The 26,869-nt window shown below is 56.4% G+C and carries 27 protein-coding genes; 11 read left to right on the top strand and 16 right to left on the bottom strand.

All coding sequences use genetic code 11. The annotated features are described in order from the left end of the window. Positions 1-31: 31 nt before the first annotated feature. Positions 32-601, bottom strand: coding sequence for a DJ-1/PfpI family protein (locus tag F6Y09_RS15425; RefSeq protein WP_152207815.1), 570 nt, complete (start codon positions 599-601; stop codon positions 32-34). 105 nt (positions 602-706) lie between these two features. After that, complete coding sequence (locus tag F6Y09_RS15420; RefSeq protein ID WP_152207814.1) at positions 707-1,153, bottom strand: gamma-glutamylcyclotransferase family protein; 447 nt, start codon at positions 1,151-1,153, stop codon at positions 707-709. Between the two features lie 293 nt (positions 1,154-1,446). Here F6Y09_RS15420 and F6Y09_RS15415 point away from each other — a divergent pair, with 293 nt between their 5' ends. Then, positions 1,447-1,854 carry a hypothetical protein gene (locus F6Y09_RS15415; RefSeq protein WP_152207813.1) on the top strand — a complete coding sequence of 136 codons (408 nt, stop codon included), beginning with the start codon at positions 1,447-1,449 and terminating at the stop codon, positions 1,852-1,854. Positions 1,855-1,868: 14 nt separating this feature from the next. Here F6Y09_RS15415 and F6Y09_RS15410 read toward each other — a convergent pair whose 3' ends face one another. After that, the gene (locus F6Y09_RS15410; RefSeq protein ID WP_152207812.1) at positions 1,869-2,534 is read right to left on the bottom strand and encodes an AbiTii domain-containing protein; all 666 of its coding nucleotides are present in this window, start codon (positions 2,532-2,534) and stop codon (positions 1,869-1,871) included. A gap of 421 nt (positions 2,535-2,955) precedes the next feature. Between F6Y09_RS15410 and F6Y09_RS15405 the strand changes: the two genes are divergently transcribed. Further along, positions 2,956-4,770, top strand: coding sequence for a PilZ domain-containing protein (locus tag F6Y09_RS15405; protein WP_152207811.1), 1,815 nt, complete (start codon positions 2,956-2,958; stop codon positions 4,768-4,770). A gap of 30 nt (positions 4,771-4,800) precedes the next feature. On the opposite strand, the gene F6Y09_RS15400 is transcribed toward F6Y09_RS15405, so the two are convergent. Further along, positions 4,801-5,607: a DUF1338 domain-containing protein gene (locus F6Y09_RS15400; protein WP_152207810.1), complete on the bottom strand. Its 807-nt coding sequence runs from the start codon at positions 5,605-5,607 to the stop codon at positions 4,801-4,803. 23 nt (positions 5,608-5,630) lie between these two features. Continuing rightward, the gene (astA, locus tag F6Y09_RS15395) at positions 5,631-6,758 is read right to left on the bottom strand and encodes an arginine N-succinyltransferase (protein WP_152207809.1); all 1,128 of its coding nucleotides are present in this window, start codon (positions 6,756-6,758) and stop codon (positions 5,631-5,633) included. A gap of 110 nt (positions 6,759-6,868) precedes the next feature. Between astA and F6Y09_RS15390 the strand changes: the two genes are divergently transcribed. From F6Y09_RS15390 to gabT, 3 genes are all read left to right on the top strand, one after another. Then, entirely contained in the window at positions 6,869-7,297 is a 429-nt protein-coding gene (locus F6Y09_RS15390) for an Lrp/AsnC family transcriptional regulator (RefSeq protein ID WP_152207808.1), read from the top strand. A 142-nt stretch (positions 7,298-7,439) separates the two neighbouring features. Beyond that, positions 7,440-8,726 carry an MHYT domain-containing protein gene (locus F6Y09_RS15385; RefSeq protein ID WP_152207807.1) on the top strand — a complete coding sequence of 429 codons (1,287 nt, stop codon included), beginning with the start codon at positions 7,440-7,442 and terminating at the stop codon, positions 8,724-8,726. Positions 8,727-8,859: 133 nt separating this feature from the next. Next, on the top strand, positions 8,860-10,137 hold the full coding sequence (gene gabT / locus F6Y09_RS15380) for a 4-aminobutyrate--2-oxoglutarate transaminase (protein ID WP_152207806.1): 1,278 nt from the start codon (positions 8,860-8,862) through the stop codon (positions 10,135-10,137). A 59-nt stretch (positions 10,138-10,196) separates the two neighbouring features. Here gabT and F6Y09_RS15375 read toward each other — a convergent pair whose 3' ends face one another. Beyond that, the gene (locus tag F6Y09_RS15375; protein ID WP_152207805.1) at positions 10,197-10,952 is read right to left on the bottom strand and encodes a Crp/Fnr family transcriptional regulator; all 756 of its coding nucleotides are present in this window, start codon (positions 10,950-10,952) and stop codon (positions 10,197-10,199) included. 415 nt (positions 10,953-11,367) lie between these two features. Here F6Y09_RS15375 and F6Y09_RS15370 point away from each other — a divergent pair, with 415 nt between their 5' ends. Next, positions 11,368-12,024, top strand: coding sequence for a response regulator (locus tag F6Y09_RS15370; RefSeq protein ID WP_179959436.1), 657 nt, complete (start codon positions 11,368-11,370; stop codon positions 12,022-12,024). A gap of 125 nt (positions 12,025-12,149) precedes the next feature. Here the strand turns inward: F6Y09_RS15370 and F6Y09_RS15365 are convergent, their stop codons facing one another. After that, positions 12,150-12,344, bottom strand: a complete 195-nt coding sequence (locus tag F6Y09_RS15365; protein WP_152207803.1) for a hypothetical protein — start codon at positions 12,342-12,344, stop codon at positions 12,150-12,152. A 125-nt stretch (positions 12,345-12,469) separates the two neighbouring features. Between F6Y09_RS15365 and F6Y09_RS15360 the strand changes: the two genes are divergently transcribed. After that, entirely contained in the window at positions 12,470-13,378 is a 909-nt protein-coding gene (locus tag F6Y09_RS15360) for a LysR family transcriptional regulator (protein WP_152207802.1), read from the top strand. Here the strand turns inward: F6Y09_RS15360 and F6Y09_RS15355 are convergent. Then, complete coding sequence (locus F6Y09_RS15355; RefSeq protein ID WP_152207801.1) at positions 13,375-14,109, bottom strand: substrate-binding periplasmic protein; 735 nt, start codon at positions 14,107-14,109, stop codon at positions 13,375-13,377. The two genes, F6Y09_RS15360 and F6Y09_RS15355, sit on opposite strands and share 4 nt — an antisense overlap. Positions 14,110-14,277: 168 nt before the next feature. Between F6Y09_RS15355 and F6Y09_RS15350 the strand changes: the two genes are divergently transcribed. The 3 genes from F6Y09_RS15350 (at position 14,278) to F6Y09_RS15340 (ending at position 16,606) form a co-directional block, all read left to right on the top strand. Continuing rightward, positions 14,278-14,952, top strand: a complete 675-nt coding sequence (locus tag F6Y09_RS15350) for a spermidine synthase (RefSeq protein ID WP_152207800.1) — start codon at positions 14,278-14,280, stop codon at positions 14,950-14,952. 96 nt (positions 14,953-15,048) lie between these two features. Continuing rightward, entirely contained in the window at positions 15,049-15,444 is a 396-nt protein-coding gene (locus F6Y09_RS15345) for a glutaredoxin family protein (RefSeq protein ID WP_152207799.1), read from the top strand. A 139-nt stretch (positions 15,445-15,583) separates the two neighbouring features. Then, a complete protein-coding gene (locus F6Y09_RS15340) occupies positions 15,584-16,606 on the top strand; it encodes a class I fructose-bisphosphate aldolase (protein WP_152207798.1) in 1,023 nt (340 codons plus the stop codon). A gap of 6 nt (positions 16,607-16,612) precedes the next feature. Here the strand turns inward: F6Y09_RS15340 and F6Y09_RS15335 are convergent, their stop codons facing one another. Next, on the bottom strand, positions 16,613-17,839 hold the full coding sequence (locus F6Y09_RS15335) for an MFS transporter (protein ID WP_152207797.1): 1,227 nt from the start codon (positions 17,837-17,839) through the stop codon (positions 16,613-16,615). A gap of 91 nt (positions 17,840-17,930) precedes the next feature. On the opposite strand from F6Y09_RS15335, the gene F6Y09_RS15330 reads away from it, so the two are divergent. Then, positions 17,931-18,794, top strand: a complete 864-nt coding sequence (locus F6Y09_RS15330; protein WP_179959435.1) for a methylated-DNA--[protein]-cysteine S-methyltransferase — start codon at positions 17,931-17,933, stop codon at positions 18,792-18,794. A gap of 16 nt (positions 18,795-18,810) precedes the next feature. Here F6Y09_RS15330 and F6Y09_RS15325 read toward each other — a convergent pair whose 3' ends face one another. The 7 genes from F6Y09_RS15325 to F6Y09_RS15295 all read right to left on the bottom strand — a co-directional run bounded on the left by F6Y09_RS15325 (position 18,811) and on the right by F6Y09_RS15295 (position 26,671). Beyond that, positions 18,811-19,956 (bottom strand): iron-containing alcohol dehydrogenase, encoded by a 1,146-nt coding sequence (locus F6Y09_RS15325; RefSeq protein ID WP_152207795.1) that lies wholly within the window; start codon positions 19,954-19,956, stop codon positions 18,811-18,813. A gap of 1 nt (position 19,957) precedes the next feature. Continuing rightward, positions 19,958-21,337, bottom strand: a complete 1,380-nt coding sequence (locus tag F6Y09_RS15320) for an aldehyde dehydrogenase family protein (protein WP_152207794.1) — start codon at positions 21,335-21,337, stop codon at positions 19,958-19,960. 7 nt (positions 21,338-21,344) lie between these two features. Continuing rightward, positions 21,345-22,712 (bottom strand): glutamine synthetase family protein, encoded by a 1,368-nt coding sequence (locus F6Y09_RS15315; RefSeq protein WP_152207793.1) that lies wholly within the window; start codon positions 22,710-22,712, stop codon positions 21,345-21,347. A gap of 90 nt (positions 22,713-22,802) precedes the next feature. Then, a complete protein-coding gene (locus F6Y09_RS15310; RefSeq protein ID WP_152207792.1) occupies positions 22,803-23,843 on the bottom strand; it encodes a TRAP transporter substrate-binding protein in 1,041 nt (346 codons plus the stop codon). Positions 23,844-24,006: 163 nt separating this feature from the next. Then, positions 24,007-25,329 (bottom strand): TRAP transporter large permease, encoded by a 1,323-nt coding sequence (locus tag F6Y09_RS15305; protein WP_152207791.1) that lies wholly within the window; start codon positions 25,327-25,329, stop codon positions 24,007-24,009. Further along, entirely contained in the window at positions 25,329-25,835 is a 507-nt protein-coding gene (locus F6Y09_RS15300) for a TRAP transporter small permease subunit (protein WP_152207790.1), read from the bottom strand. The genes F6Y09_RS15305 and F6Y09_RS15300 overlap by 1 nt, the downstream gene beginning before the upstream one ends. Further along, the gene (locus F6Y09_RS15295; protein WP_218944180.1) at positions 25,835-26,671 is read right to left on the bottom strand and encodes an N-formylglutamate amidohydrolase; all 837 of its coding nucleotides are present in this window, start codon (positions 26,669-26,671) and stop codon (positions 25,835-25,837) included. The genes F6Y09_RS15300 and F6Y09_RS15295 overlap by 1 nt, the downstream gene beginning before the upstream one ends. Between the last annotated feature and the right edge of the window lie 198 nt (positions 26,672-26,869).

Genomic DNA, 26,869 nt, shown 5'->3' with positions numbered 1-26,869 from the left:
TTACGGCCCCGTTGGATTACGGATCACGCCATTATTGATCCAACAGCTCGAAAAACTGTGCCAGCCAGGCCGGGTGCGCGGGCCATGCCGGTGCTGTCACCAGATTACCATCGGTTACTGCCGAGTCAACGTCGATGGCGGCGAAGCTCCCGCCGGCCAGCTCAACTTCTGGCTGGCAGGCCGGATAGGCGGAACACGTGCGTCCTTCCAGAACGCCTGCAGCAGCCAGTAGTTGCGCGCCGTGGCAAATCGCTGCGACCGGCTTGTCGGTCTCAAAGAAGTGCCGCACCATGGTTTTGACGTCGTTGTTCAGGCGCAGGTATTCCGGCGCCCGGCCGCCAGGCACTACCAGGGCATCGTAGTCGGCCGGGTTGATGTCGGCGAAGGTGGCATTCAGTGCAAAGCGGTGGCCGGGTTTCTCGGTGTAGGTCTGGTCGCCCTCAAAGTCGTGGATTGCTGTTGCAACGGTGTCGCCGGCGCTTTTGTCAGGACAGACCGCATGCACGGTATGGCCTACCGCCATTAGGGCCTGAAAGGGCACCATGGTTTCGTAGTCTTCGGTAAAGTCGCCGGTAATCATCAGTATTTTCTTGCCACTCATATCGGTCTCCTTGTACTTGTCAGTGGGGCACGCCGGCGTTGCCGGTTGGTTTCAAGTTAGCAAGAAGACTGTGAAAGCGGGTATTAAGGGAATACTACCGTGGTGTTAAGGCTGTTCTGGCAGGGGCTCTGCCAACAGGGATACAGTCTCCATCAGCCTGTACACCCAGGCTTCACTGCCATCGTGAAGTTTTAACCGGATGCGTTCGTATCGCACGCCCAGACGTTCATATCGGTCCAGACGCTGGAGTTCATCCGCACTGACTTCTATCACCTCACCTTCAGCCATATTGCCCGGGGCGGGTTTTACATCGAGGTCCTGCTTTCGATGGCCGGGCAATAATGCGGGTTCTGATTCACCCGCCCGTCCGGTAACCAGCCATCGGACCCAGGGCTTCCGGAGCGTGCCATAAACAAAAACCCGGTGAGTGCTCGAGGACCCTATTTTCGCGAGATCATCCGGTGCCTGGTAACCAAAGGGGCTGACGAAGGTGAACCAGAGATATCCCGTCAAGACCATAAAGGCGGTGATCAGCACGGCAAGTAGTTGCATTAACCACCGACGTTTTACTGATTTTGTTTTCGCATTCTGCTGCATTAACTCCCACCTTTGTCCTGAATACCAAAAGTTTACGTGCGCCGAAGGTGAACGACCACCGGTGGCCAGATTCACTATGCCACTACATTTGGAGATCTGGCAGCAAAAACACAACCGGTGCCCTAGGGACGTCCCCCAATGACCGTCAGGATTACTGTGTGCCCGGTAGGGCGCGGATGAGATAAACCGGGCTTAAAAGCTGGTATCCTTGTGCCGCCTGACCAGTTTAAGCCATTAAAGGTTTGTTTATGGAAGATCTGAAACGCTCGCGGGTAACGATCATCGTTGTTAGCGCCATCGTCCTGTTTTTTCTGATTAACTTCTTTGTTCGTTACCTTCTGGGTTTTGGAGGAGTCGCCGTTTCCCTGATTGTTGCGGTGGTCATTGCAGCCTATATCAGTTGGTCAGTCGCGCGAGCTCTCGGACGGGTTCCAACCAGCGAAGAGCGCTCCCGTGCCCTGTGGTTTTACATCGGATTTCTCGGGGCGCTCTTTCTGGCGTGGGGGCTTTATGTCTCATTACTGGCCGGGTTTGACGGCGCAGCTGTTGCCATTCTGCTGCTGCACTTCCTGCCTTACCCGGCTCTCGCCCAGCTTTTTCTGACGGATCGTTTCGTCCGGAAATTTCTCAAGAATAAAGAAACACCCGAACGCTAGGATACGGCCCAATCTCAGCCGGTCCGGCCAAACATGCGCTCGAAAAAGCCGGAGGAGCGGACATCGGGAATGGGCAAGTTGGCCTCTTCTTCCATCGCCCGCCGCCAGAACACCTCAGGGTCATCCAGATGGGCCGCTTTCACCTTGTCGGCTTCTTTAAAAGAATTATGGTCACCGGCCAGGCCGAGCTCAATGAGCTCGAGGCTCCACAGATAAACGGCTGAACGGATAATACGCAGCATCTTGGAGTAAGAAACCCGGCTGATGGTGATCGCCAGATCCCCGGTCTGGTTGATCTGAGACCGAAGCAAGGCCAGTCGTTCCCGGGACAGGGTAATCTGATTACCGGTGCCCTTCTTGCAGTTCATGCATACGCGCTCGGCAACTTTCACGCCCTCGCTGATGTCAACGCGGCCGAAGTCAAGATTCTGTTGTTCGTCGACTGGTGCAGGTATCCAGCCGTATTGAGGAAATTTGGCCATGATGTGGCCCGGGAACTCGCGACGGTAGGGCGGCAGTGACTCGTCTTCCGGGTAGCCCTCAAACTCAACTCGAAGCCAGGCAGCCATTTTGCGATGGCGGAGCATCATCGCCAGGGTAATCGCAGCCGGCAAGATTTCAAGAAGAGGGTCACCCTCTTCTTTTATACGTTCCTCAAGATGGTTAATCGACGCTGACATCACGCACTCCTCGCATGATCGGCATGGCTGTCCGGACAATCCACGCAGCCAATAGTGTTATTGTTCGAAAAGCCCCTTGTTGCGGTTAGCCAGAGACCTACCTCCGAAAGTAGGCCGGCTTACACTTTCGTTCAATTGTAAAACGGTTGCGCTTCGTAACAGGTAGTAAAGTGAGGTAAGTGTCTGTTGGGTAATCCGTGGAAACACCGTTCTTGCCGGGACCTTTTGACAGATGATTTTTTTGGCCTGACAATTAATCAATAAAACAGGATTCTCTGGTAAAGCCATCCTGGGAATCAGGGTTTTAAATCGGTTGGTGTGCGGTATCCCGCCGCTTTGAAGTCTGTTGTTACAGAGCGTCGTTGAAGTATTAGCCAGTCTTCCGGATTCCCCAGAAACCTGCGGATACGGAGTAATTGTGATGTCTGAAACACTGGGTACGCCAACCAACCTCCTGATTGATATATTTTTTTTCGGACTGATCCTACTGTTTGTTGTGGCGGAGCGATTTGCACAATGGCCAGAGGCAGACAAAGGCCAATTCTCCGGTTCTCCGCGGGAATACATCGACAGCGCCCGCTATTCGCTTTTCCTTGCTCTGTACCTGCTGACCTTCCTGCTGTTCATTACCGTGCTGCGTAATTTGGGCTCCAACGTGGTGTTCCAGCTGATGGATCTGGCGGGGGCGGAGCCCGTTGGGCTGGTTCAGGGCGTGATGGGGGAGCAGAGTTACACTTTTACAGCGCTTGCCCTGATTGCCCTGATGAATGTGCCCCGAGTCAATCACTACGACGAGATATGGCGCAGCAAGCTTCAAACCTGGGCCAGAATTCCCAAGGCGGTCGAAGATGTCATGCATCAGCTTCGCGCCCGTGAGGAATCGTTTCAGCCCGAGCCTCTGTATCTCGACCGACTGTTCCAGAAAATGCGAGGTCTTCCGGATGCAGAGTATTGGCAGCAGGTGGCCGATAACCTGGCAGAAGAACGCAAACGGGACTCGCTGACCTGGCGATTCGTCAAAGCTTCCTACCTGCTGCTGGTCATTAAAGGTATCGGTGTCAGTTATTTCAGTCGAGAGGACTCTCTGGATGCCGAAAGCCGTCTGGACAATATTGCCCACGTATTACCCCGGCTGGAGGAAAATTCAGATCTTTACGCCAAGACACTGGCCGAACTGGATGCATTGGAGGCCAGGCTTTATGAGGCTCTGTGTAAATTCGTGGTTCGCAAGTACAGCAAACGCTCGGACCAGTACACGGTGCTCAAAAACTATGGCTTGTTCCTTGATGCGACAGACAGCCGTGATATTCAGCTCCTGGAACCCGCGGTTATCTGCGTAGCCGGTATTGCGGTAGTGTGCGCGGTCACTGTATTCCTGTATCTGGGTTACAGGTCTACCTATGGCGGTAGTGAAGGGGGCATTCCGTTGGATACCTGGCTGCGCTGGAGTGTCGGAAGTCTGCTCTCCTATCTTGCCGCTATTCTGACCGGGCTGGTGTTTGACCGCGTCTCCCAGGCCCAGGAATCCACGCCCGGCCTTTGGGTTTATGTGGTGGCCATGTTGACGGCAACAATAGCCTCCTATTTATATTTCAATATTATCGCTACCGACCCCGGTGACCGAATTGGCCGACACGTCGCGTTCTGGGCCCTGGCCATGTCCTTCGGGTCAATGTCAGTGGTGGTGATCAACAGCCTGAGTACTGATACCTTTGGCGACAAACGGGAAATTCTCCAGCACGCCGTCAAGATGGGTCTGATATTGGGTCTGTTGAGTGGTGCGCTTCAAGTGGTGGCTATCTATGGTTTTTCGATGGCCCGGGGTGGTGCCCAGTGGCAACAGCTGGCGGCTGGTTTCGGATATGGCTTTATCCGAGGTGGCGCTATTGCTATCTGGGTTGCTTATATCATTCAGGAAAACGTACGCCGCCAGTTGGTGGCTGCATTACGCCGTTCGCCCAGACGTCGTCATCTGGCTCAACTTCCTGCCAGTGACGGCGAGAGGGAACTCTCGTTGATCATTACCAACATATCCCGCACCGGCCTGAGGGTTCGGGCACGGGGCATGAGTGGAGAGGTCAAGCAACTGCAGCTCCGGTTCCCCTTCGCCAACATCAAGGCCGATGTGGTTTGGCGGCAAGGGCATACCGCCGGGCTGGTATTCGACCGCAGTGACCCCAACCTGCCACAACTCAAAGGCTTTATCCGCAGCCGTTACGGCGAGTTTTACGCTTGAGCGGCAAGGCAGGACACGAGGACCAGGGCGTCACATGCCCGCATTGGTGCTTTCAAAGATCTTGTCCGCAGAAGCTGCAACAAAGCCGGAGTATAACTGGCCGTCGGGTTTCGGGTAACGTCGTGCAAACTCATAAAAACAGCTGGGAATGGTTCGGGTCTGATCGCTGAACCGGACTTCGATTCGGTCAGCCATGGTAGATGACTGCTCCAGTAATTCCTCGGGCGACCCCTTCACTTCGCCACCGGAACTGTTTATCACGTAACCTTCATTTTTAAGCGCCTTGTTGACGTCTTCGACCGAGTGGAAGCGGGCCAGGTGATTGACGCTGACAGTGAAGTGGTTGGCGCGGTAGCCCCAGGCTGCCAGCCAGGCAGCGTATTCGCTCTCGTTCAGTAATTGCTGATAGGTCTCATAGTCCACCTGCCAATGGGTGCCCGAATAGAGGAAGTTGTCTGCGGAGACCGAAGCCGGGTCTACCTGATCGACGAGCTTACGAACAACGGCTTGTAATTCGGGCGAGAATTGCTCGACCAGGAGCTCTGAAATAAACACTTTCGGGGCGGTCGGGTCCTCGTGCTCAAAATGCTTGGCGTAGAGCTTTTTCCCCTCAAAATGATAGTCACCGCCTTCGGTGTAGCCCAAGACCAGAAAATGCTCTGCGAGTTTGCTCAGATTGACCTTTTCAAGATTGAAAGTGCGGAGCGCTATGTGGTCGTTGACAATTTCGTCACCCTGGGTGTCTCCGAGCAAGCGATGGATCTCTTCAGCGGATGGGGTGACCTGGCGATAGCTTTCCCACAGGTGGCGAAACAGGGTGGTTCTGTCCGAGTGCATACCATCACTCCTTAATCGGCGTGTTAATTGGCGTATATTGTTGCGTTCACTTGAGTCCCCGATGCGTCGACAGCTTCCGGCAGGATGCGGGCCCCGGTTGCGGTCAGCTTAAGACACCGTGCCGATCCGCCGTGCTGCAAACCGAGGGACTCGACCAGCGTGGCCGGTAGTTGTAGCAGATTATGCTGGGGCAGGTAAGTGCCCTGATCCGTCACAGTTGCCCGGAAATCGCCAGTTCGGGTGTTTGCAATGGCGAGCAACTCAGACCGGTTTTGATTTCGGTGTCGGCTGAGCAGGGGCGTGCTGGCGCTAACCGCCTGGACCTGACATTGAACCGAGGTTGCAATGCTGCTGATTTGGCTGAACTCCGCCTCGACCGTTGGTCCGGCATCAAACAGGTCGATATAACCTTTGTGGCGAAAACCTTCGCACTCGAGCATATGAAGTGCTGGCCGGGTTTGCTCATGAACCTGACCGATAACCTCTTGGGCGTCTTTGCTGAGCAATTGGGTGTAAAGCGGGTATTTGGGGATCAGTTCGGCGATAAAACCATTGTTGCCGGTCCCCACCAGTTCGGTAACCGCGGCAAAGTCCAGATCTACAAAATGTTCGTTGAACCAGTTCCAGAAGGGCGAGTGGCCTTCTTCGGTTGAAACCCCTCGCATTTCCGCAATGACCGTATGGGCAAATCGCTGAGGATGCTGCGCCATGAACAGAAAGCGGACCTTTGACAGCAGCTTGCCGGCATGAGCGCGGCGGAATTGCGGGCGCAGGAAAAGCGTGCAGACCTCAGTGCAGCCGGTGTAGTGGTTGCACATGTTCAGCACATCAAAGCGCTTGAAGATGCCAAGTGCACGGGAATGATTCACCAGTTGGCTCTTGTGATAGTGGTAGAGCGGGCTGTCCAGACCAGCAGCGGCGGTAATACCGGAAATCCCCATAATGTCGCCGGTCCGTTCATCTTCCAGCACAAACAGATAGCTTTGTTTGCCGGGCTTTTGGATGTCGGTGCCAAAGCTGTCGATCGACCGCTGAATTTTCTGGGCCAGATAGTCTATATCCGCCATCAGGGAAGTAAACCCGGGACCTGATTCGATCGCAATTTGATGTAACGCTGGCAGATCCTGATGGGAGATAGGTCGAATAATCATGGCTGGCCTCCTGTATGGCGCCAGTATGAACGGTCTCAATGTCGTTTTGCAGTTCCAGGTTAGTCGAAATAGTGAGACCATTGATCAAAATAACGGAAGTATTGATCATTATGATAAATCAACAAGATCAAAAGCTGCTTATGCTGCTGCGGCAGGACGCCCGGATGAGCATTTCGAATCTTGCCCGGGCAATGGGAATGTCGCGTTCAACGGTGCAGAACCGTATCGCAAGATTGGAGGCCGGCGGTGTTATCCGGGGTTATTCGCTGGAAGTGGGCGGTGAATATTCTGCCAATCAGGTTGAGGCTCATGTCTCCATCAAGGTTCATCAGAAGCTCACTGCTCGCACCAATTCGTCACTGGAGCAGATTGGTGAGGTAGCGCAACTGTATTCGGTCAGCGGTGAGTATGACCTTATAGCCATAGTGCAGGCGCAGTCCCTTGAGGCGCTGAGCGCTGTGCTCGACCAGATAGGTAACCTGGAAGGGGTGGAGCGGACGAATTCGGCCGTGGTGTTGGAAGTCCGGTTTCGACGATAATTCACAAATCGCTTACAAATCAATAACAAAATTCCGTGAATCTGTTCTCATTACTTGCGTATCTATTCGTGAATTTTAGTGTTTATCCGCCAGTTTGATCTGACGGGGAAAACGTCGCAGGTACTGGAAAAGAGATCGAGTAATGATGACCGAATACGATGTAGCCCTGATTGTTGCTTCCTATGTGGTAGCAGTTTTAGCGTCTTATAACGCCTTGTATTTTGGTGCCCGCCTGGCGGATGACGTCGGCGGGCACCGGGTACGCTGGCTCGTCGTCGGCGCCCTTGCCATGGGGACAGGTGTCTGGACCATGCATTTTGTCGGTATGAGCGCGATGACCATGACTGCCGAGATGAGTTTTGATGCTTTGTGGACACTGGTGTCCTGGCTTGCGGCTGTAGTGGCATCTGGCATTGCGCTCAACATGATCGGGCGAAAACAGCTGAGTGCAGGTAAATTGATCGGTGCGAGCGTATTGATGGGTGGTGGTATTGTTGCGATGCATTATATTGGCATGTATGCCATGAAAATGTCTGCGCCCCCGGTCATCAATGGGTTATTCCTGGCTATCTCGGTAGTGATCGCCCTGACCGCCTCTGGCCTGGCTCTGGCTATTTGCCGGCAGGTCCGACAGGTCACCGGGATCAAGGCAATTATCATGCAGCTTTCAGCTGCCCTGATCATGGCCCTGGCAATCTGTGGCATGCATTATACCGGTATGTTCGCGTTAATGTATCCGGAGGGTGCTGTGCCGGGCGCCGGCAACACCCTGAGCGGAGACTGGATGGGTATTCCACTGGCCCTGCTTTGCAGCGCTTTGCTGCTGGTGGCTATTGCTGTTACTGCACTCGATCTGAAAGCTGTGAAAGCCGGGCGTGAAGAGGCTGAATTGCTTGAGCAGCGAGCCCGGCAAGTGGCCTTCTTCGATGGCGTCACAGCGCTTCCAAACCGCTCGGGTCTCGAGCGTGAACTGCTCAAGGTGCTGGCCCGTCCCAATGCCGCCCGGCACCCCTTCGCTTTAATGTATCTGAATATAGGAAATTTTCGTGAATTATCGAACACCCTGGACGCCGATGCGCTGGATGATTTTGTTCTTGAGGTTGGCAACGAACTGAAGGCGAGGCTTGATGCTGGCACTTTTATGGCGCGTTACTCCAACAGCGCGTTTACCGTTATTGTGCGCGATCATGAAAATGAACAACACGGCTTTATGTACAAACGCCTGCGCAGCCTGCCTGCAGTTATTGGCAGTGGTAGGAATCCGATTCAGTGGCGTGTTGGCCAGTCGGTGTTCCCGGCCATGGGGACGTCCAGCCGTAAATTGATTCGGGCGGCGATGGTCACCCGGGAAACGTCACAGCTTGGGCGGTTTGATGAATTGGAAGTTGATTCAAATCTGGTCATGCCGGGACAGACGGCAGAAAGCTAGCGATTGGTCGAAGTCGCCTGCAAAAAAAAAGCCACCGGAGGGCCGGACTTTGGCTTCAAGCCTTGGAAAAAAGCCCGGCAAAGCGCCATACTGTTGGTCTTATCACAACGACACGACCAATGGAGACGAACGAATGAGCAGCAACAAAGAGTTGCAGGCACTGAAGGAAAAATACGTCGCCGCTGGTGCAGCAAGCCCCAACGAGCAGTTTGCTGATCACGCGAAGAACGCTGAGTTATGGGATGCCGACGGCAAACGGATGATTGATTTTGCCGGCGGCATCGGGGTGTTGAATCTGGGCCATCGCCACCCGAAGGTGGTTGAAGCGGTGAAAGCCCAGCTCGATAAAGTCATGCACACCTGCCAGACCGTTATGCCCTACGAGGGTTATGTGAAAGTGGCGGAGAAACTGAGCCAGATCGTACCGGTTCGTGGCCACGGCAAAGTCATGCTGGCGAACTCCGGTGCCGAGGCACTGGAAAATGCCCTGAAGATTGCCCGCGCCGCAACCGGCCGGACCAATGTAATCTGCTTCGACGGTGGGTATCACGGCCGTACGTTCATGACCATGGCGATGAACGGCAAGGTCAACCCCTATCAGACGGATTTTGGTCCGATGCCGGGCACTGTCTTCCGAGCGCCTTACCCTGTGCCTTACCACGGTGTCAGCGAAGACGAAGCGTTGCGGGGCTTGAAAATGGTCATGAAAACCGATGCCAACCCGATAGACACTGCGGCGATCGTGATTGAGCCTATTCTGGGTGAGGGCGGGTTCTATGCCGCACCTCATAGCTTCCTGAAGGCGATTCGCGAGATCTGTGACGAGCACGGCATCCTGATGATTGCGGATGAAGTCCAGAGTGGTTTTGGCCGGACCGGAAAGATGTTTGCCATTGAGCACAGCGGTGTTGAACCGGACATCATGACCATGGCCAAAAGCATGGCTGACGGTATGCCGATATCGGCGATTGTCGGCACTGACAAGGTTATGGACAGCTCCGGCCCCAATTCCCTGGGTGGCACCTACACCGGCAGCCCCACGGCCTGCGCTGCAGCGCTGGCGGCGATGAAAGTCTTTGAAGAGGATGACATTCTCGGTATGAGCCAGCGACTGGGTGAAAAACTCAAAAGCCGGTTTGCCGATTGGCAGGATCGATTCAGTCATGTGGACAATGCCCGTAACGTCGGTTCCATGGCAGCGTTTGAGCTGGTGACTGACAAGGCCAGCTGCGAACCCCGCGCCGACCTGGCTGCAGCGGTAACCAAGAAGGCCAAAGAGAAAGGCCTGATCCTGTTGAGCTGTGGCATGTACGGTAATACCATCCGGTTTCTGATGCCCCTCACCATCGAGGACGATGTGCTGGAAGAAGGCCTGAAAATCGTTGAAGAGGCGCTTAGCGAAGTGTCCTGATTTCGAAGGTTCATACTGTGCTGGCCCGGCGGTTCCACTTTTGGCCAGCGCAGCATGCCTCAGGTCGCTATATGTCGTGCCCGGGCTTCCGCCAGCAGGCCGTGGACATCCTCCTCCAGATAACTCGGATCAAAGCCCGCCACCGCTTTGAGCCCCTCCAGATCAAGCAGCTCGATGCCACCGTGCCGGGGATTGACCAGACCCTCCTCCTTGAGTTCCTGAAATGTACGGTTGACATGCACAGCACTCAGCCCCAATGCGTCTGCCAACAGGCCCTGACTCAGCGGTATCCGGTAATGGTTACCGATATCCACATTTGTTTTTTCCAGTCGTCGTGATATTTCCACCAGAAAGTGGGCCAGCTTTGCCTTGGCAGAGCGCCGACCGAGATTGACCAGCCGTTCCAGCAATATTGACTGGTCCCGCGAGGCAATCATGAAGAATATGTGGCACAGCAGTAGCGACTGGGAAAAAACGTCGAGCATTCTTTTTTTCGGAAACGGGCAAATTTCGGCATCGGTCAGTGCGGTCAATCCGGAGATACGTTTTCTGAAGGCGAACTCCCGAAGCCCGACAATGTCCCCCGGTACAAAAATATCGAGCACCTGCCGAGTACCGTCCTCCATATTTCGATAAGCGTACATCCATCCTTTTCTGACGGTATAGAAATGGTCTGTCGAGGCGCCTTCCTGCCAAACGGATTCATTTTTGACTACGCATCTTGGGGCCTTTTCAAGGGAATCCAGTAATTTCTTGTCCTGGTCGGTGAGCGGTGAATAGAACTCAAAATGCCTGATGATGCAGCTGGCACCCATAAATTTTCCCTCCGAGCCCCCGATTCCGTTTGTTTCTTAACTTATGTCATGCCGCCGAATTTATCACGATGCTAAGTTTAACTTTACAAGAAGTTTACGAAACGAAGTGGAGTGTTGACGCAATGTTACAAAAAGTCAGGCTGGTATTCTCCAGAGGTAAGCGCCATTTGCAATGGAGAGCCGCTGATCAATGCTTCGCCAACACTGAGCGCTTGCACTACCGGGGGTAACAATAATGCATTCGCTGCAGTTATTTAAAAAGTCCAGATCCCATCGGCAAGGATTCAACTTCATCTCCTCGATAGACCAATCAACCGGTAAAAAATGGTTGGATAAGTATTATAACTTTATGTTTTATTTGCTAATAATTGGAGTTCCCGTTGTCTCGGCGTTGTTCTGGACGAGTTTTGAAAACTTGGGTCTGGCGCGAGCAGAGCCCTGGTTATCATTTTACGTGCCGGCCAGTATTTTTATCGCGGTCATGGCAATGTTGCTGGCCTTTGCCGGCTGGATCTATCACCGGCAGCGAGTGACGAGAGCCCTGACGCCGGAGAATTGCACCATGCCCACGCCTCCAAGAGTGAACCCTCCGGACACGGAGCTGGGTCGGCGCAAGGAAACATCGGTCTTTATGGCGCCCAGTCCTCAGAGTGAAACGCCGTTTTCTGCGGTGCAAGAGCCCAAGATGCAGCTGAAAGTTCTGGTGGTGGATGACGACGCCTGTAACCGGATGATACTCAGGAAACAGCTGATGCAACTTGGGGTGGAGTCCCAAAGTGCCCAGGACGGTATGGCCGCCGTTGAGGCCGCGCTGAATGAGCATTGGGATCTGATTCTGATGGACGGTCAGATGCCCAATATGGATGGGATTGAGGCAACGCGGGAAATAAGAGCTCACTCCCGGATAAATGCGGATACCGCGATTATCGCAGTGACCAGTAATACCTGCCACGGGTACCGGGAACGTTGCCTTGCCTCCGGAATGAACGGCTTCTGCAATAAGCCGTTGAACGCAGTCGCCTTGCAGGAACTGATCAAGAGCTACGTAAAACCGGGAAAGCAACTGTCCTAGGTTTTACCGGATGTGGATGGCGTCAGGCATGAAAAAGGGAAGAGCCCCGGTAGACTCCTCCCTTCAATGGATCCTGACTAGAAAATGGGTTTGCGGCTTATAAAGTCTGCAACCCATTTTTCATTTCAGCTCTGCGGTGCTGCCGGGCCCTGCCAGGCCAGCTTGTTACGAACCTGCCGATATACCGACTTCAGGCTTCTATTTGCGAAACCCGCCGCCTGACGAGCCGCTGCCCTGGTATGCTGTGCCCGGACATCCACGCTATTGTGCAGGACGCTGGAGGGTACAGGTTGAGGGGTGCTTTGGCTCTGGTAGTTCATGGTGGTTTACCTCCTTTCTCGCTGCGTTGAAGTCGTCATCGACTTGTTATGGGTACTTTAAAGGTTTATTTTTGCAGTCTAAATACGTTAAAACTCATACCTAACTTGCAAAAATGCAGCGACAAATGGATTGGGACTATCTTCGGTATATACATGCGTTAGCGACGGGCGGCACACTGGCCCGGGCGGGAGACATTCTCGGTGTCCATCAGACCACCGTTTTGCGCCGTCTCGACCAGATGGAAGAGCAGCTTGGGGTGCAGTTATTCGAGCGCACACGGGATGGTGTTCAACTGACTCCGGCGGGAGAAACCGCGTTCAATGAGGCTGAGCGCCTGAGCCAGGACATGGACAGTCTGGAACGAAAGCTGATGGGGCAGGACGCCAGGCCGGTCGGGAAAGTTCGGCTGGCCACCACGGACACTCTGCTGAGCTGCCTGATAAATCCGATCCTCAGCGAATTTGTAGCGCTTCATCCGGGCATTCAGCTTGAAGTAACAACCGGCAATGAAGTGCTCAGTCTCAGTCGCAGGGACACGGATATTGCCTTGAGGCCAACGAATGAGCCACAGGAAACCCTGATTGGCCGGCGCATTGGCGTGATCGAATCTGCCATTTATGCCTCGGATGACTACATCGATAGCCACCCGCCATTTGATCCCGACCATCCCGAAGCGGAAGCCTGGGTGGTGCCCGATGAAAGTTTCAGTCATCTGGCAACCAACCGCTGGTATCGCAAACACCTGAAAGATACTCAGCCGGTTATTCGGTGCAACAGTTTGTACGGGATGTATTCAATGATCTGTTCCGGCAGCGGTGTGGGCGTGATTCCGTGCTATATGGGCGATAGCACCGCGGATTTGAGGCGATTATCAGCACCGTTGAAAGCTGAAGGTACCGATCTTTGGTTGCTGACCCACCAGGATTTACGTCAGATGGCGCGAGTGAGAATGGTGCTGGAATTTCTTTCCGAAAAACTGCACGAACGTCAGCCGTTAATTGAAGGCCGGTCTCGGGAGCAGTTGGAAAACTAGTCCTGCCAGCGTTCCATTAATTCGCTATAGGTACCGTTCTCGATAATTATTTCAATACCCTGCTGAAAGAGCACCGAGGCCTCTTTGCCTTCGGGGTGCGATTTTGAGAAGAAAGCAAACAACGGCACTTCAGCGATAAGACCCACTATTTCAACTCTTGTCTCCAGTAGGGGGTGGACGGATTCGCGAACAATCGTGTTTCCTATGTTTTCTGTGACCAGGGCATAGTCTGATCGACCCAACGCCAGCATCTTCAGACTGCTCGCATCCGATGGCGCGACAATTTTCAGGATCTTGTCATTGGTGTCGATTGCGTCAGTGTAGAAAAATCCCCGGGTGACCGAGACCCGTTCGCCGTGCATGTCTTTTGCGGTCAGGCCTTCCTTGTCCAGGCCCGTTCGCCCCCAGATTGCCAATTGCACGACGCTCAGTGGGGTTGAGTGCCAGTGGAAGGCAGACTCATTGGACTCATCAATAGCACCGGTAAAACCGCCAGCCACGTGACCGCGTTCAACCAGCAGAAGCACTCTTGGATAGGGGTCTGTCCGGAAGTTGACATCGACTCCGACTGCCTTGAACGCCGCCACGGCCAGTTCCGGCACGAATCCCACCAATTCACCGTCAATCTCCGCGGAAAACGGATAATAATTGTCTTCTGCTGCCAGGGTCAGGGTTTTTCCTGCGGCTGGGCCGATTGTAAAAAAGAATACAAGAATGCTGCGCAGGATCATGTCCGAGTCCGGGTTAGATTTTCGGCCGACGAGATGATTTATAAGTTCTTGCTGCCAGATTAAATCAGTCTGTCCCGATTCACAGTGATAACATTCCTGTTGAGTCTGGTATGTGCCAGTGTTCACGCGCTAATATCCTCATCCCGATGATTCCGCTTACGAGGTTCCATGGCCCGTTTTAATCAGATAGGTACCGCTAAAATTCCGGGTCAGGGCACCGAATTGCGCCTGCTCCAGCGCAATGACGAATTTTCCATCAAAATCGCTGGTGATACTGGCGAGCTGATGAATAGCCGCCTGCACGGCTCTGAAGATGCGTTGGCAACGCTTGCTTGTGAGCGCATTGCCGATTTTGCCCGGCCCCGGGTTCTGATCGGAGGGCTGGGCATGGGGTTTACCCTGGCCGCTGCCTTGCAGGCGTTGGGCGAGGGTGCCGAGGTAACGGTGGCGGAACTGGTGCCTGAGGTGGTGGAGTGGAACCGGGGTCCGCTCGGCTCGGCAGCAGGTAATCCCTTGTCAGACCCGCGGGCACGGGTTCACATTGGTGACGTCGGCGAGTTGTTGAAAGCCTCTGATGGGGCATGGGATGCTATTTTGCTGGATGTGGACAATGGACCCGAAGGCCTGACCCGCAAAGAGAATGACTGGATATACTCGGTCCCCGGGTTGACCGCCGCCCAGTCAGCGTTGAGCCCCGAGGGTGTTGTGGCTTATTGGTCTGCCGGGCAGGACCCTGCCTTTACCGAGCGCTTGCGCAAAATCGGATTCGCAGCCGAAGCAATCACCGTTCGGGCTCATCGCCCCGGCAAGGGCGCCCGGCATGTTATCTGGCTGGCCTGGTAGCCGGTGTTGTTGTCAGCGCAGGTACCGGCCGGTCCGGACCGGCGCTGAAAATGTTATGCTGGGCGCCCGTTAATTTCAGGAGCACCCAGTAAAACCATGAAATTCCTCATCCGCTATTTCTTCCGTACCCTTCGGCTGGTCCTTACCCCGTTTATGCTGCTCAGTGAAAAACTCAGTACTCCAAAAGCTGCCTCACGAAACGCCGCAGATCAGGCCAGGGTCGACCGTGCCTGTCAAAAGCTGGCGCTTTATCAGTTCAGTGCCTGTCCGTTTTGCATCAAGGTCCGCAAGGAAATCGCCCGTCTAGGCCTGAATATCGAAACCCGGGATGCCCAGCATGACGACCAGCACCGGGCTGCCCTTGAGGCTGGCGGAGGGCGTATCAAGGTACCTTGCCTGCTCATTAAAGATGACGCGGGCCAACCCGAGTGGCTCTACGAGTCCGATGCCATCAAAGCCTGGCTGCAAAACCGGTTTCCGGTTCAGGCCTGAACCCCTGCCAGGGGCCGGAACGCCGTCTGCGTTAAAACCGCAGCATTACAAAAAATTACCAGCTCTTGCCCGCAATGGTTAAATCAGCAAATATCGGTTTTGAAACATAACTTATCTGGATAACTAAGGAGGGTTTGACATGACAATTCTTGCTGAGCTGCAACAGACCATCGAAGATATGATCGACGATGATCGGGGAATACTGGCTGCTGATGAAAGCACAGGAACGATAGCAAAACGGTTGCAGGCGGTAGGGGTGGACTCTACGGAGGAAAACCGGCGGTGGTACCGGTCGATGCTGCTTTCCTCACCAGATGCAGGGCGATACCTGTGCGGCGTGATTTTCTACGAAGAGACCCTCGGCCAGAAAGATGATAACGGTACCCTGCTGCCCGAACTTGCTGCCCGTCAGGGAATTATTCCCGGCATCAAGGTCGACCTCGGTAAAGGCCCGCTGCCTGGGGCACCCGGGGACATGATTACCTATGGGCTTGACGGCCTGCCTGAACGGCTCGCCCGTTACAAGGCGCAAGGTGCGCGCTTTGCCAAGTGGCGAGAGGTTTACCCGATTTCCGATCATAACCCGACGTTGCTTGGCCTGACAGCGAATGCAGAAATGCTGGCCCGCTATGCTGCCGCTTGCCAGGCGGCGGGTATCGTGCCGATCGTCGAACCGGAAGTGCTGATTGATGGCGACCACACCATGGCTCGCGCCGCCGAGGTGAACGAGCAGGTCTGGCACGCGGTCTTCCACGCGTTGTTCCAGCACAAGGTGAGCCTGGAGCACATGATTCTCAAGCCCAGCATGATTACCCCTGGTAAAGACTCCGGTAAAGCCTCACCGGCTGAGGTCGCTGAAATGACGTTGCGAGTCCTTCGTCGCACCGTGCCGGTGGCTGTGCCCAGTATCAATTTCCTGTCCGGTGGCCAGACCCCGGAAGAGGCTACCGCCAACCTGAATGAAATCAATCGACAGCGTGGCAACGCCCCCTGGCGGCTGAGTATGTCTTATGGCAGGGCATTGCAGGAGCCCGCGATGAAAGCCTGGGCCGGCAAAGCTGAAAACCGGGAACAGGCCCAGGCAGCCTTCCTCAAACGGGCCAGATTGAACAGCCTGGCCCGCCGGGGGGAATACGACGTGAGCGAAGAATCTGCCAGCTGAGCAGGTTCAGGACGTTTGTAATCGGGGCGCACTGGCTGGCTCTTCACGGATCGGCCAGTGCAGGGCAACCGCAACCAGGCTGAGGGCAACGCCAATCCACCATAAACCGTCGTAGGAGCCGGTGGCAGTATAAATCCAGCCGCCCAGGTAAACGCCGCTGAAACTGCCCAGCTGGTGGCCGAGAAACACCACACCATACAGGGTTGCCATGTAACGGGTGCCAAACATTACTGCGACCAACCCGGTCGTCGGCGGCACGGTGGCAAGCCAGAGAAAACCCATCACGCAGCTGAACAGGATGATCGAGCCGATCGACATGGGAATCAGCAGCAGGCAGGTGATTGCCACGGCTCGCCCCGAGTAGATGCCGATCAGGATCAATCGCATGGGCAAGCGCCCGGACAGAAAGCCGGCGCCGAGTGCTCCCAAGATATTACACAGTCCGATCAGCCCGATGGACCAGGCCGCCACCGACGGATCAAACCCCTTGTCGGTGAGATACCCCGGAAGATGCACGGTAATAAACGCCACATGGAACCCGCACACGAAGAAGCCGACAGTCAGCAGCCAGTAGGACAGATGCCCCCGGGCGAGAGTGACCGTGGTGCGCAGGGTTTCGACACCGGGCGGATGAGGGCCGCCTGTTGCCGGGTTGCCCGTCTTGGCCGCCAATGGCATTACCAGCAAAACCATCCCGAGCGCCATCAGCGCCATCACGTTGAGGGCGCCGCTCCAGCCAAAAAGTTCAATGAACTGTTGCGCCAGAGGCGCCATCAGGAACTGGCCCATGGAACCAGCGGCGGTACCCACGCCCAGCACCCACTGGCGCCGGGACTCGCTGACGGCTTTTGCCATGAGTGGCAGGACCACGCCGAAACCGGTGCCGGCAACGCCCGCGCCAATCAGCAGCCCGGCACTGCTGTGCAGGACCCAGATGTCGCTGACGCCGGAGGTCAGCCAGAGCCCGAGAGCGTACAGTACGGCTCCGCCGATAATGACGATGACATTGCCGAAGCGGTCAGCCAGCCCTCCTGCCAGCACCGCAATAACGCCCCAGGCCAGGTTCTGGATAGCCAGTGCCAGACCCAGGACATCCCGCCCCCATCCGTTGGTGTCCGCAATAGGGGCGACAAACAGCCCAAGGCTGGAGCGCAGCCCGAAGGCGAACATCAACAGGAGCGACGCGCACACAATGATCGGCCAGGTTGCTGGGGGTAGTCGGGCTGCGGTCATAGGGAACATCCAGAGACGACAAGAATCGGATAGTGATATTGCCCCAGAATGGCATACTGACGCCATACCAAGCAGACCCGGAATAGCCGTGATGACCAAAGACCAACGCCTCCACGAGCTCTGTCGCTATATCGAGGCCAACAGCAGCGAAAGTCTCACCCTGGAACACCTCAGTGGGCTCGCCCACATGAGTCCCGACCGCTTCCAGCGCCGGTTCAAGGAGGTGATCGGGGTGACACCGAAGCAGTACGCGGATGCTTGTCGGCTGCGAGCCCTCAAGCAAAATCTGCGCGTAGGAAACTCGGTTACAGACGCGGTATTCGCGGCGGGATTCGGCTCCACCAGCCGGGTCTACGAACGGGCGTCCTCCCGCTTGGGTATGACGCCCGGACAATATAGGGCTGGAGGTCGAAATCTTGAGATCTCCTGGGCCAGTGCCGCTACTCCCGTCGGTCAATTGCTGATGGCAGCGACTGACCGGGGCTTGTGTTTCGTTGAGTTGGGGGATGAGGTGGAGGTGATGCACTTACATCTGGCAGAAGAATTTCCCGAAGCTGTCGTCTCTGAAATGCCTGAGGGTGGATCAGAACCCTTCTGGCAGTGGATGGACGCGTTGTGCGGCACTCTCCAGGCGTCGGGAAGCAAGCAGGCGACAGGAAGCAAGGCGTCCGGAAGCAGCCCGGAGCTGCCGGTGGACATCCGCGGCACCGCCTTTCAGGTGCAGGTGTGGGATTATTTACGGCAGATTCCGAGGGGTGAACTCAGAACCTATAAAGAGGTTGCGCAAGCGATCGGCCGCCCGAAGGCGGTCAGGGCTGTCGCCAGCGCCTGCGGGGCCAACCGGGTTGCGTTGGCTATCCCCTGCCACCGGGTGATTCGTGGCGATGGCGGGCTCGGCGGCTATCGCTGGGGGATCGAGCGTAAGCGCCAGTTGTTGGCGATTGAGAATCCGTGAGCCGTTGCCCGCCCGTTTAAATACAAGTCTCGAACAGCGCTCGGGTATTGTCAGCGTCCATCTTCACCGGGTTGCCGCCCGCGCTGGGGTCTTCCAGGGCCATCCGGATCATTTGGTCAATACGATCGCTGCCTACGCCAAGTTCCCCGAGCTTGTCAGGCACTTTCAACTCGCGTCTCAGTTCCAGAATGTAGCTGGCAAAGCCGTCAAAACCGCCGCTGATATCCAGATAGCGGGCAATGCTCTCCACCTTGGCGATGATGGCGGGCTTGTTCATGGCAATAACTGCCGGCAGCACCACGGCATTGGTCAGGCCGTGGTGCGTATTGTAGATCGCGCCCACGGAGTGGGACACCGCATGGGTAGCACCCAACCCTTTCTGGAACGCCACCGCCCCCATGGCGGCGGCAGCCATCATCTGACCGCGGGCCTCGATGTCCGTGCCATCGGCAAAGACCCTTGGCAGGTTCTCCTTTACCAATCGCATGCCTTCAAGCGCGATGCCCTGACTCATGGGGTGGAAATTTGGCGAGCAGAACGCCTCGAAACAATGGATAAAGGCATCCATGCCGGTGCCGGCGGTAATCACTGGGGGCATGCCAACGGTCAGTTCCGGGTCCGAGATCACCATGGTGGGCAGAATCTTCGGGTGAAAAATAATCTTTTTCACGTGGGTATGACTGTTGACGATAACGCTGGCGCGGCCGACTTCGGAACCGGTGCCCGCGGTAGTGGGCACGGCAATGATGGGGGCTATCGTATCGGCGTTCGCCCGCGTCCACCAGTCATCGAGGTCTTCGAAGTCCCATACCGGTCGGGTTTGCCCGGCCATGAACGCGATCAGTTTGCCGAGGTCCAGCCCGGAGCCACCACCAAAGGCGATCACGCCGTCATGGCCGCCATCCCGATAGGCCTTAACACCCGCTTCCATATTGATTTCGGTCGGGTTGGGGTCAACCTCCGCAAACAGTGCCCGGCCCAAACCGGCGGTGTCCATCAGGTCCAGGGTGGCTTGGGTGATGGGCAGGCTGGCGAGCCCCTTGTCCGTGACCAGCAGGGGCTTTTTGATACCGACAGTCGCGCAGCTTTCAGCAAGCTCGGCGATTCTGCCCGCGCCAAAATGGATGGCGGTCGGGTAGGACCAATTGGCGGTCAGAGTCATATCAGGACCTCTTCAGATAAAAGGATTTGGGTCGCGTCAGGTTGTGATAACCGATCACTGACAGCCCGCCGCCGCGCCCGGTCTGTTTACAGCCGGTCCAGCACAGTGCCGGGTCAAGATAATCGCAGCGGTTCATGAACACAGTGCCGGTGTCGATCTGATTGGCAATCCGCTCCGCGCGTTCAATATCCCGGGTCCACAGCGAAGCGGTCAGGCCGAAATCGCTGTCATTCATCAGGGCGACAGCCTCTTCGTCACTGCCGACCCGCATGATGCCCACCACCGGGCCAAAGGATTCTTCCCGCATGACGCGCATGGAATGGTCTACATCCACCAGAATCTGCGGCATCAGGTAGGCACCGCCCTGATTCGGGAACAGCGCCGGGTCGATCAGGGCCTTGGCCCCGGCTGCGATCGCTTCCGCCGTCTGCTCGCGGACGACCTCCGCAAACCGGGTGTGAGCCATAGGGCCGAGGGTGGTGGCTTCCTCCAGCGGGTTGCCCAGCTTGTAGGCACTGACGATGGCGACGGCCTCTTCCACAAAACGGTCAAACAGCGTGTCGGCAACATAAATCCGTTCAATGCCACAGCAGCATTGGCCCGCATTGAACATGGCACCGTCTATCAGCGTAGCCACAGCAGCATCCAGGTCGGCGTCGTCCATCACGTAGCCGGGGTCTTTGCCTCCCAGCTCAAGTCCGAGTCCGGTGAAGGTGCCTGCCGCCGCACCCTCGATTGCTTTGCCTCCGGGCACGGAGCCGGTGAAGTTGACGAAGCCGAAGGCTTTTTCCGCAATCAGGTCGGCCGTGGTGGTGTGGCTGAGGAAGACGTTCTGGAAGACCGCCTCCGGAATGCCGGCGTCATGGAACGCACGGGCAATGTGTTCGCCCACCAGCGGTGTTTGCGAGGCGTGTTTGAGAAACACCGCATTACCGGCGATCAGGGCGGGAACAACGGTATTGATGGCGGTCATGTAGGGATAGTTCCAGGGTGCGATGATCAGTACCGTACCGTGGGGGTCGCGCTGGATATAGCGTTTCAGTTTGTCGCTGTTTTCAATTTCGATCGGTGCCAGGGCGGTTTCGGCAATATCTGCCATATAGCTGGCGCGTTCGTTGACGCCGCCGAATTCGCCGCCGTAGCGCACCGGTCGGCCCATTTGCCAGGCCAGCGTTTCAACGACTTCCGCGTTCATGGCACCGAGGTTCTCAATACCGGCCCGGACCAGCTGGATGCGCTCCGCAAGGGGGCGCTGCGCCCACGACTTTTGCGCCCCAGCGGCCTTGCGGACTGCCAGGCGCGCCTGGTCCAGTGAGAGGGTGGGACGTTCGGCATAGACACTGCCGTCGACGGGAGAGATGCATTGAATAGAGTGGCTCATAAATGTCCTATGCCTGTTCGAATCCGCGTTTGACTTCGTAATCGGTGACCACGCGATCAAAGTCTTCCTGCTCCCACTCAGCCGAGCGCACATAGTGGTCTATTACGTCGTCGCCCATGGCTTCCCGGAGCATGGTGGAATGCCTCAACGCCTCTGTCGCCGCACGCAATGTGGCCGGAATGCCGCGGGAGGTTTCGGCGCCGTAGGCGTTGCCGTTGAATTCGGGTTCAAGCTTCAGCTTACCCTCGATACCGGCAATATTCGCGGCAATTTGTGAGGCCAGGGCGAGGTACGGGTTCAGATCAGAACCGCCGATCCGGCACTCGACCCTGACGGCATCCGTATCCGGCGCCACCACCCGGTAACCGGCGGTGCGGTTATCCACTGACCAGACCGTGCTGGTGGGGGCGAAGGTCCCCGGCGCGAAGCGCTTGTAAGAGTTCACGTAAGGCGCCAGAAAGAAGGTGGTCTCAGCGGCATGGGCAAGCAGCCCGGCCAGGGCATGCTCCATGGTCTCCGACATGCCATGTTTGCGATCGGGGTCAAAGAACACCGAGTTGCCTTCCATATCGGACAGGGACTGATGAATATGGCTGGAGGAGCCCGCAGACCGGTGATGCCACTTGGCCATAAAGCTCACGCTGCGCCCGTGTTGCCAGGCCATTTCTTTAACCGCATTTTTCACCAGCACGTGGGTGTCGGCCATGTCGAGCGGGTCCGAATACTGGATGTTGAGCTCTACCTGCCCGGCGCTGGCTTCGCCCTTGCTGCTCTCGACGCGGATGCCGGCGCCATACAGACCATTGCGGATCGGGCGCATGACGTCCTCTTCGCGGGTGGTCTGGAAAATATGATAGTCCTCGTTGTAGGGACTCATCGGGGTCATGCCCCGGTATTTCTGGTCTTTCATCTCCTCAAAGGTTTCCCGGAAAATGAAAAATTCCAGCTCGGTGGCGGTGGTCATGGTCAGCCCCATTCCCGCAAGCCGGGCCAGCTGCTTTTGCAGTACCGCCCGGGGTGAGTGGGGTACGGGGCCGTGGCTGGCATGATCGAGCAGGTCACACAGGACAAAGGCGGTACCGTCCAGCCAGGGCAGTTTTCTGAGGGTGCCCAGGTCGGGCTTCATGACATAGTCGCCATAGCCGGCGGTCCAGCTGGTGGACGCGTAATTCTCCACCGTGGTCATGGCCAGATCGGTGGCGACCAGGTATTTGCAGCAATGGCTTTCCTGCCAGGCGGTCTCGATAAAGTACTGGGCCTGGAAGCGTTTACCCATCAGCCGTCCCTGCATATCCGGGATGGCTGCCACCACGGTGTCGATGGTGCCTTCAAGCACGCATTCGCTCAGTTCTTCAAACGTCAGATTCCCCGCCATAACCACTCCGCTTGTGAGTCACCGGCGCGCGCAGGCGCCTGAAATCGGGAGAGCCGGCGTTCCGGATCAGGAATGCCGGCTCCCGGGCCATCAGCTGTAACGGTAAGGCCGCCCTGCTTTTTCCATAGTGGCGTTGTAGTCTTTAAGAATTTTGACAACTCTGGCCTTGGTTTCAGATTCCGCAGCGATTTCATCCCAGAAGGTGAGTGCAGCCTTTTCGACCTCCGCCCACTCTTTATCCGGTATGGTGGTGAGCTGCATTTTGGTGCCCCTGACCCGAAGCTCTGCTTCACCGCCCCAATACCACCATTGCCGGTAGTAGTGGGAACTGTCCATGGTGAGCTTGAGCAATTCCTTGAGGTGGTCGGGGAGTTCATTGTAGCGGTCCATATTGGCAAAGAAGGACCCCGCCCAGGCGCCGGAAATGTTGTTGGTCAGGAAGTAGTTGGTGACGTCCGCCCAGCCCACGGTGTAATCCTCGGTAATACCAGACCAGGCGACGCCGTCAAGCTCACCGGTTTGCACCGCCACCTCGATATCTTCCCAGGGCAGGGACACCGGCACGACGCCGAACTGGGCCATAAAACGGCCCGCCGTCGGGAAGGTAAAGACCCGCTTACCCTTGAGGTCTTCCAGACTGTTGATCGGCTCTTTGGTGGCGAAGTGGCATGGGTCCCAGGCCCCGGCGGATAGATGCTTTACTCCGACCTTGCTGTATTCCTCGTCCCAGATTTCATTGAGTCCGTACTGATTGAACAACACCGGTACGTCCAGGGAGTATCGGCTGGCAAACGGGAAGTAACCGCCGAACACAGTAACTTCGGTGGGGGACGCCATGGAGTCGTCATCGGACTGCACGGCGTCGATGGTACCTTTCTGCATGGCCCGGAATAATTCGCCGGTGGGCACCAGTTGATCGGCGTAGTAAAGCTCGATCTGCATCTCGTTGCCGGCAATGCGGTTGAAGCTGTCGATGGCGGGTTTGATGACATGCTCGGCCAGGGCGGGACCGGCGTAGGTCTGCATTCGCCATTTGATCTTGGGGTCGGCGGCGTAGAGGCTGTTGGGAGCAATAGCGGCAGCCCCGGCGAGGGCGGCCGCGGATGTCAGGAACTTGCGACGTGAGGTCATGGTTCTCTCCTTGATAAACACTCTAGTTGGAAGCCTTGAGGGCTCCCAGGCGTTCCGGCCCCAGCCTGTTCTGGCGTTACAGCATGCCTATCGCGGCCGAACCGGTTCAGTTGCTCGTTATGGTCATAACTTGTTGTTTCAGAAATCCTTTTGTTAACATTTCTTATTTGTTGTAGATGTGTTCGGGTAACCACAGGGCAATCTGCGGAAACACCATGATCAGTGTCAGGGCAAGCAACATGACCCCCACAAAGGGCAGAATGGAACTGTAAATGTCCCTGAGGGTGATTTCCGGCGGGGCCATTGCGCGCATCAGGAATAAATTATAGCCAAACGGTGGCGTCATGTAGGCAATCTGGGTGGTTATGGTGTAGAGGATTCCATACCAGACCAGATCAAAACCCAGAACCGCAACGAGTGGCACATAAAGCGGGGCGACGATGACCAGCATCGCGGTATCGTCCAGAAAGGTGCCCATCAGCAGGAAAGACAGTTGCATCAGGATCAGGATCATCCAGGGGTTGAGGCCCAGTTGTTCGGTAAACAGATTATCAATGGCGTCAACCGCGCCGAGCCCGTCGAAGACGGCACCGAAGCCCAGGGCCGCCAGAATGATCCACATGAACATGCAGGAGATCGCCAGGGTCTGGCGCACTGAAACCTCAAACACCTGCCGGTTCATGCGGCCTTTCAGAATGGCGGCGACAAAGGCAGCCATGGCGCCAATGGCTGAACTCTCGACCAGGCTGGTCCAGCCGTTGATGAACGGCACCATCATAGTCGCGAAGATCACCACCGGCAGGACCCCTGCCCTCAGCAGACGGAGTTTTTCCGCCATGCTGACCTGCCGTTCTTCCGGCGGCAGCACCGGCCCCAGATGAGGCTGGATACGACAGCGTACTGCGATGTACAGAATGAACATTCCGGCCATGAGCAGGCCCGGGAACACCCCTGCCAGCCAGAGTTGTCCCACGGGCTGGCGAGCGATCATGGCATAGAGCACCAGCACCACCGAGGGTGGAACCAGAATGCCGAGTGAGGACCCGGCCTGAATCACGCCGGTCACCATGCGTTTGTCGTACCCGCGACGGAGCAGTTCCGGCAGTGCGATGGTAGCGCCAATGGCCATCCCCGCCACGGACAGGCCATTCATCGCGGACACCAGCACCATCAGACCAATGGTGCCGATGGCCAGACCACCGTGAACCGGGCCCATCCAGACATGGAACATGCGGTAGAGATCATCGGCAATTTTGGATTCTGACAGTACGTAACCCATGAAGATGAACATCGGCAGGGTCAGCAAGGGATACCAGTTCATCAGCTTCATGGCGGCTGAAAAGGGTATGTCCGAGCCGCCAATCCCCCACATGGTAATGGCCGATACCGCAGCAACAGCCCCGATGGCGGCAAATACCCGCTGGCCGGTCATCAGCATCAGCATCATCGTGGAAAACATGAAAACGGCGATCATTTCCTGGGACATCAGATCGCCTCTCCCCGGATACGGGCAATATCCTTGAAGAACTCCGAAAACGCCTGCAGCAGCATCAGGAAAAAACCGATGCACATCACCAGCTTGATGGGCCACATATACGGCCGCCAGGCGGTCGGGCTGCGCTCACCGTATTGCATCGAATAGCTGGTGCTGTCGTAAGCGCCGTACAGCAGCACTCCGAGGAAGAAAATCAGGAAAAAAACAGTGAAGGCGTCGAACCAGGCTTTCTTCCGGTCTGACCAACTCCCGTAGAACAGATCCATACGCACGTTGGAGTCGAGCTGGATCGAGTAGGGCCCGCCCAGAATGTAGTAGGCCACCATGGCAAACTGCGCAGCCTCGAGGGTCCAGAGCGAAGGCAGGAAAAAGGTTTTGGAAACGGACGACCAAAGCAGGATGCCTGTCATGACGAAAATGCCGTACATCATGATCCGTCCAACGCGGTAGTTCACAGCATCCACGACACGAACGTAACCGCTGATAATCGGGGGCATCAAAATCCCTCTTTGCCGGGCAATCGGGTTGTCGGCGCGTCTCGAGCTTCCAAAGCTTTCCATGCATCCAGCAAAAGACCTGCCAGCATGGCTGCCATGGCATTTTGCTGATCCGGGGTGCTGATAAGGTCATTACGGATTTCAATCATCACGTTCATCACGCCGGTTCTGAGGCCGTGAGCCTTTAACGTGTGGGTAACCCCGTCGGCCGGACCATAGGGGTCGTTTCGTCGAAACCGAAGCGGACTATGCAGGGGCGCCCGCTGCAGCAGGGTATCGGCAAAGCGGGTATCGCTATCGTGAAGGATGCCGATCTCCGTGGCCCGTTGCTGCCCGCGATAAACCGGGGTGAAACTGTGGATGGTGGCCAGAACCGGCACGGTATGGGTGCTTTGGGTGACCACCAGAGCGTCGGTCAGCAGAGCCTCGAAAGGTTGGTAGTATTCCTCGATTCGTCGATTTCTGTCGGTTTCGCTCAGGTGCACATTGCCGGGTATGTCGAATACCTCGCTTCGGGCTGGCATTGCATCCGGCGCGGTCGGCGGCCGGTTGCAGTCGTAAACCAGACGGGACACCGTAGCCGCGACAAGCCGGGCATCGAGGGTTTCACTGAGCCTCTCGGCAACCGCCAGTGCTCCCGGGTCCCAGGCAATATGGGCGGCGCGCAACCCCTCGGGCAAGCCAAGACCATCGAACTGAGGCGGTATCAAGCAGGAGGCGTGTTCACAGACCAGCAAAAACGGAGAACTTCCCTGACTGTTGATCAGTCTTACGGGCGCACTCCGCTCGGATGGGATCGGGACTTCGGGTCCGGTGTTGCTCTGGTGATCGTTCACTCAAGCCTCCCTGTTCCCTTAGAGAATTTGTCATACCTTGGAATCTGTCAAACACTTTGGCGATTTAGTTTTCGGATGGGCGTTGGCCGAAAGCCGTCCGACAGAAGCGAAAGCACTCCGATAATGCCCGGACTCAGGCATCTCCGGCGAGGAGCTCTTCAAAGGTGGTGATCTGGCCGGGGTTGTCCGGCTCATAAC

It is taken from the genome of Marinobacter changyiensis (assembly GCF_009193265.1).
GTDB lineage: Bacteria > Pseudomonadota > Gammaproteobacteria > Pseudomonadales > Oleiphilaceae > Marinobacter > Marinobacter changyiensis.
The sequence above is the reverse complement of the archived record's forward strand: the minus strand, read 5'-3'. Positions and strand labels throughout refer to the sequence as shown.

Excerpts from the sequence above, each read along its gene's own strand:
- F6Y09_RS15345 (WP_152207799.1), top strand. The coding sequence starts at position 15,049 with ATGAAATTCCTCATCCGCTATTTCTTCCGTACCCTTCGGCTGGTCCTT.
- gabT (WP_152207806.1), top strand. The coding sequence starts at position 8,860 with ATGAGCAGCAACAAAGAGTTGCAGGCACTGAAGGAAAAATACGTCGCC.
- F6Y09_RS15300 (WP_152207790.1), bottom strand. The coding sequence starts at position 25,835 with ATGCCCCCGATTATCAGCGGTTACGTTCGTGTCGTGGATGCTGTGAAC.
- F6Y09_RS15375 (WP_152207805.1), bottom strand. The coding sequence starts at position 10,952 with ATGGGTGCCAGCTGCATCATCAGGCATTTTGAGTTCTATTCACCGCTC.
- F6Y09_RS15325 (WP_152207795.1), bottom strand. The coding sequence starts at position 19,956 with ATGACTCTGACCGCCAATTGGTCCTACCCGACCGCCATCCATTTTGGC.
- F6Y09_RS15350 (WP_152207800.1), top strand. The coding sequence starts at position 14,278 with ATGGCCCGTTTTAATCAGATAGGTACCGCTAAAATTCCGGGTCAGGGC.
- F6Y09_RS15415 (WP_152207813.1), top strand. The coding sequence starts at position 1,447 with ATGGAAGATCTGAAACGCTCGCGGGTAACGATCATCGTTGTTAGCGCC.
- F6Y09_RS15400 (WP_152207810.1), bottom strand. The coding sequence starts at position 5,607 with ATGCACTCGGACAGAACCACCCTGTTTCGCCACCTGTGGGAAAGCTAT.
- astA (WP_152207809.1), bottom strand. The coding sequence starts at position 6,758 with ATGATTATTCGACCTATCTCCCATCAGGATCTGCCAGCGTTACATCAA.
- F6Y09_RS15385 (WP_152207807.1), top strand. The coding sequence starts at position 7,440 with ATGATGACCGAATACGATGTAGCCCTGATTGTTGCTTCCTATGTGGTA.
- F6Y09_RS15320 (WP_152207794.1), bottom strand. The coding sequence starts at position 21,337 with ATGAGCCACTCTATTCAATGCATCTCTCCCGTCGACGGCAGTGTCTAT.
- F6Y09_RS15405 (WP_152207811.1), top strand. The coding sequence starts at position 2,956 with ATGTCTGAAACACTGGGTACGCCAACCAACCTCCTGATTGATATATTT.
- F6Y09_RS15305 (WP_152207791.1), bottom strand. The coding sequence starts at position 25,329 with ATGTCCCAGGAAATGATCGCCGTTTTCATGTTTTCCACGATGATGCTG.
- F6Y09_RS15420 (WP_152207814.1), bottom strand. The coding sequence starts at position 1,153 with ATGCAACTACTTGCCGTGCTGATCACCGCCTTTATGGTCTTGACGGGA.
- F6Y09_RS15390 (WP_152207808.1), top strand. The coding sequence starts at position 6,869 with ATGATAAATCAACAAGATCAAAAGCTGCTTATGCTGCTGCGGCAGGAC.
- F6Y09_RS15315 (WP_152207793.1), bottom strand. The coding sequence starts at position 22,712 with ATGGCGGGGAATCTGACGTTTGAAGAACTGAGCGAATGCGTGCTTGAA.
- F6Y09_RS15410 (WP_152207812.1), bottom strand. The coding sequence starts at position 2,534 with ATGTCAGCGTCGATTAACCATCTTGAGGAACGTATAAAAGAAGAGGGT.
- F6Y09_RS15340 (WP_152207798.1), top strand. The coding sequence starts at position 15,584 with ATGACAATTCTTGCTGAGCTGCAACAGACCATCGAAGATATGATCGAC.
- F6Y09_RS15360 (WP_152207802.1), top strand. The coding sequence starts at position 12,470 with ATGGATTGGGACTATCTTCGGTATATACATGCGTTAGCGACGGGCGGC.
- F6Y09_RS15425 (WP_152207815.1), bottom strand. The coding sequence starts at position 601 with ATGAGTGGCAAGAAAATACTGATGATTACCGGCGACTTTACCGAAGAC.
- F6Y09_RS15330 (WP_179959435.1), top strand. The coding sequence starts at position 17,931 with ATGACCAAAGACCAACGCCTCCACGAGCTCTGTCGCTATATCGAGGCC.
- F6Y09_RS15365 (WP_152207803.1), bottom strand. The coding sequence starts at position 12,344 with ATGAACTACCAGAGCCAAAGCACCCCTCAACCTGTACCCTCCAGCGTC.
- F6Y09_RS15355 (WP_152207801.1), bottom strand. The coding sequence starts at position 14,109 with ATGATCCTGCGCAGCATTCTTGTATTCTTTTTTACAATCGGCCCAGCC.
- F6Y09_RS15310 (WP_152207792.1), bottom strand. The coding sequence starts at position 23,843 with ATGACCTCACGTCGCAAGTTCCTGACATCCGCGGCCGCCCTCGCCGGG.
- F6Y09_RS15335 (WP_152207797.1), bottom strand. The coding sequence starts at position 17,839 with ATGACCGCAGCCCGACTACCCCCAGCAACCTGGCCGATCATTGTGTGC.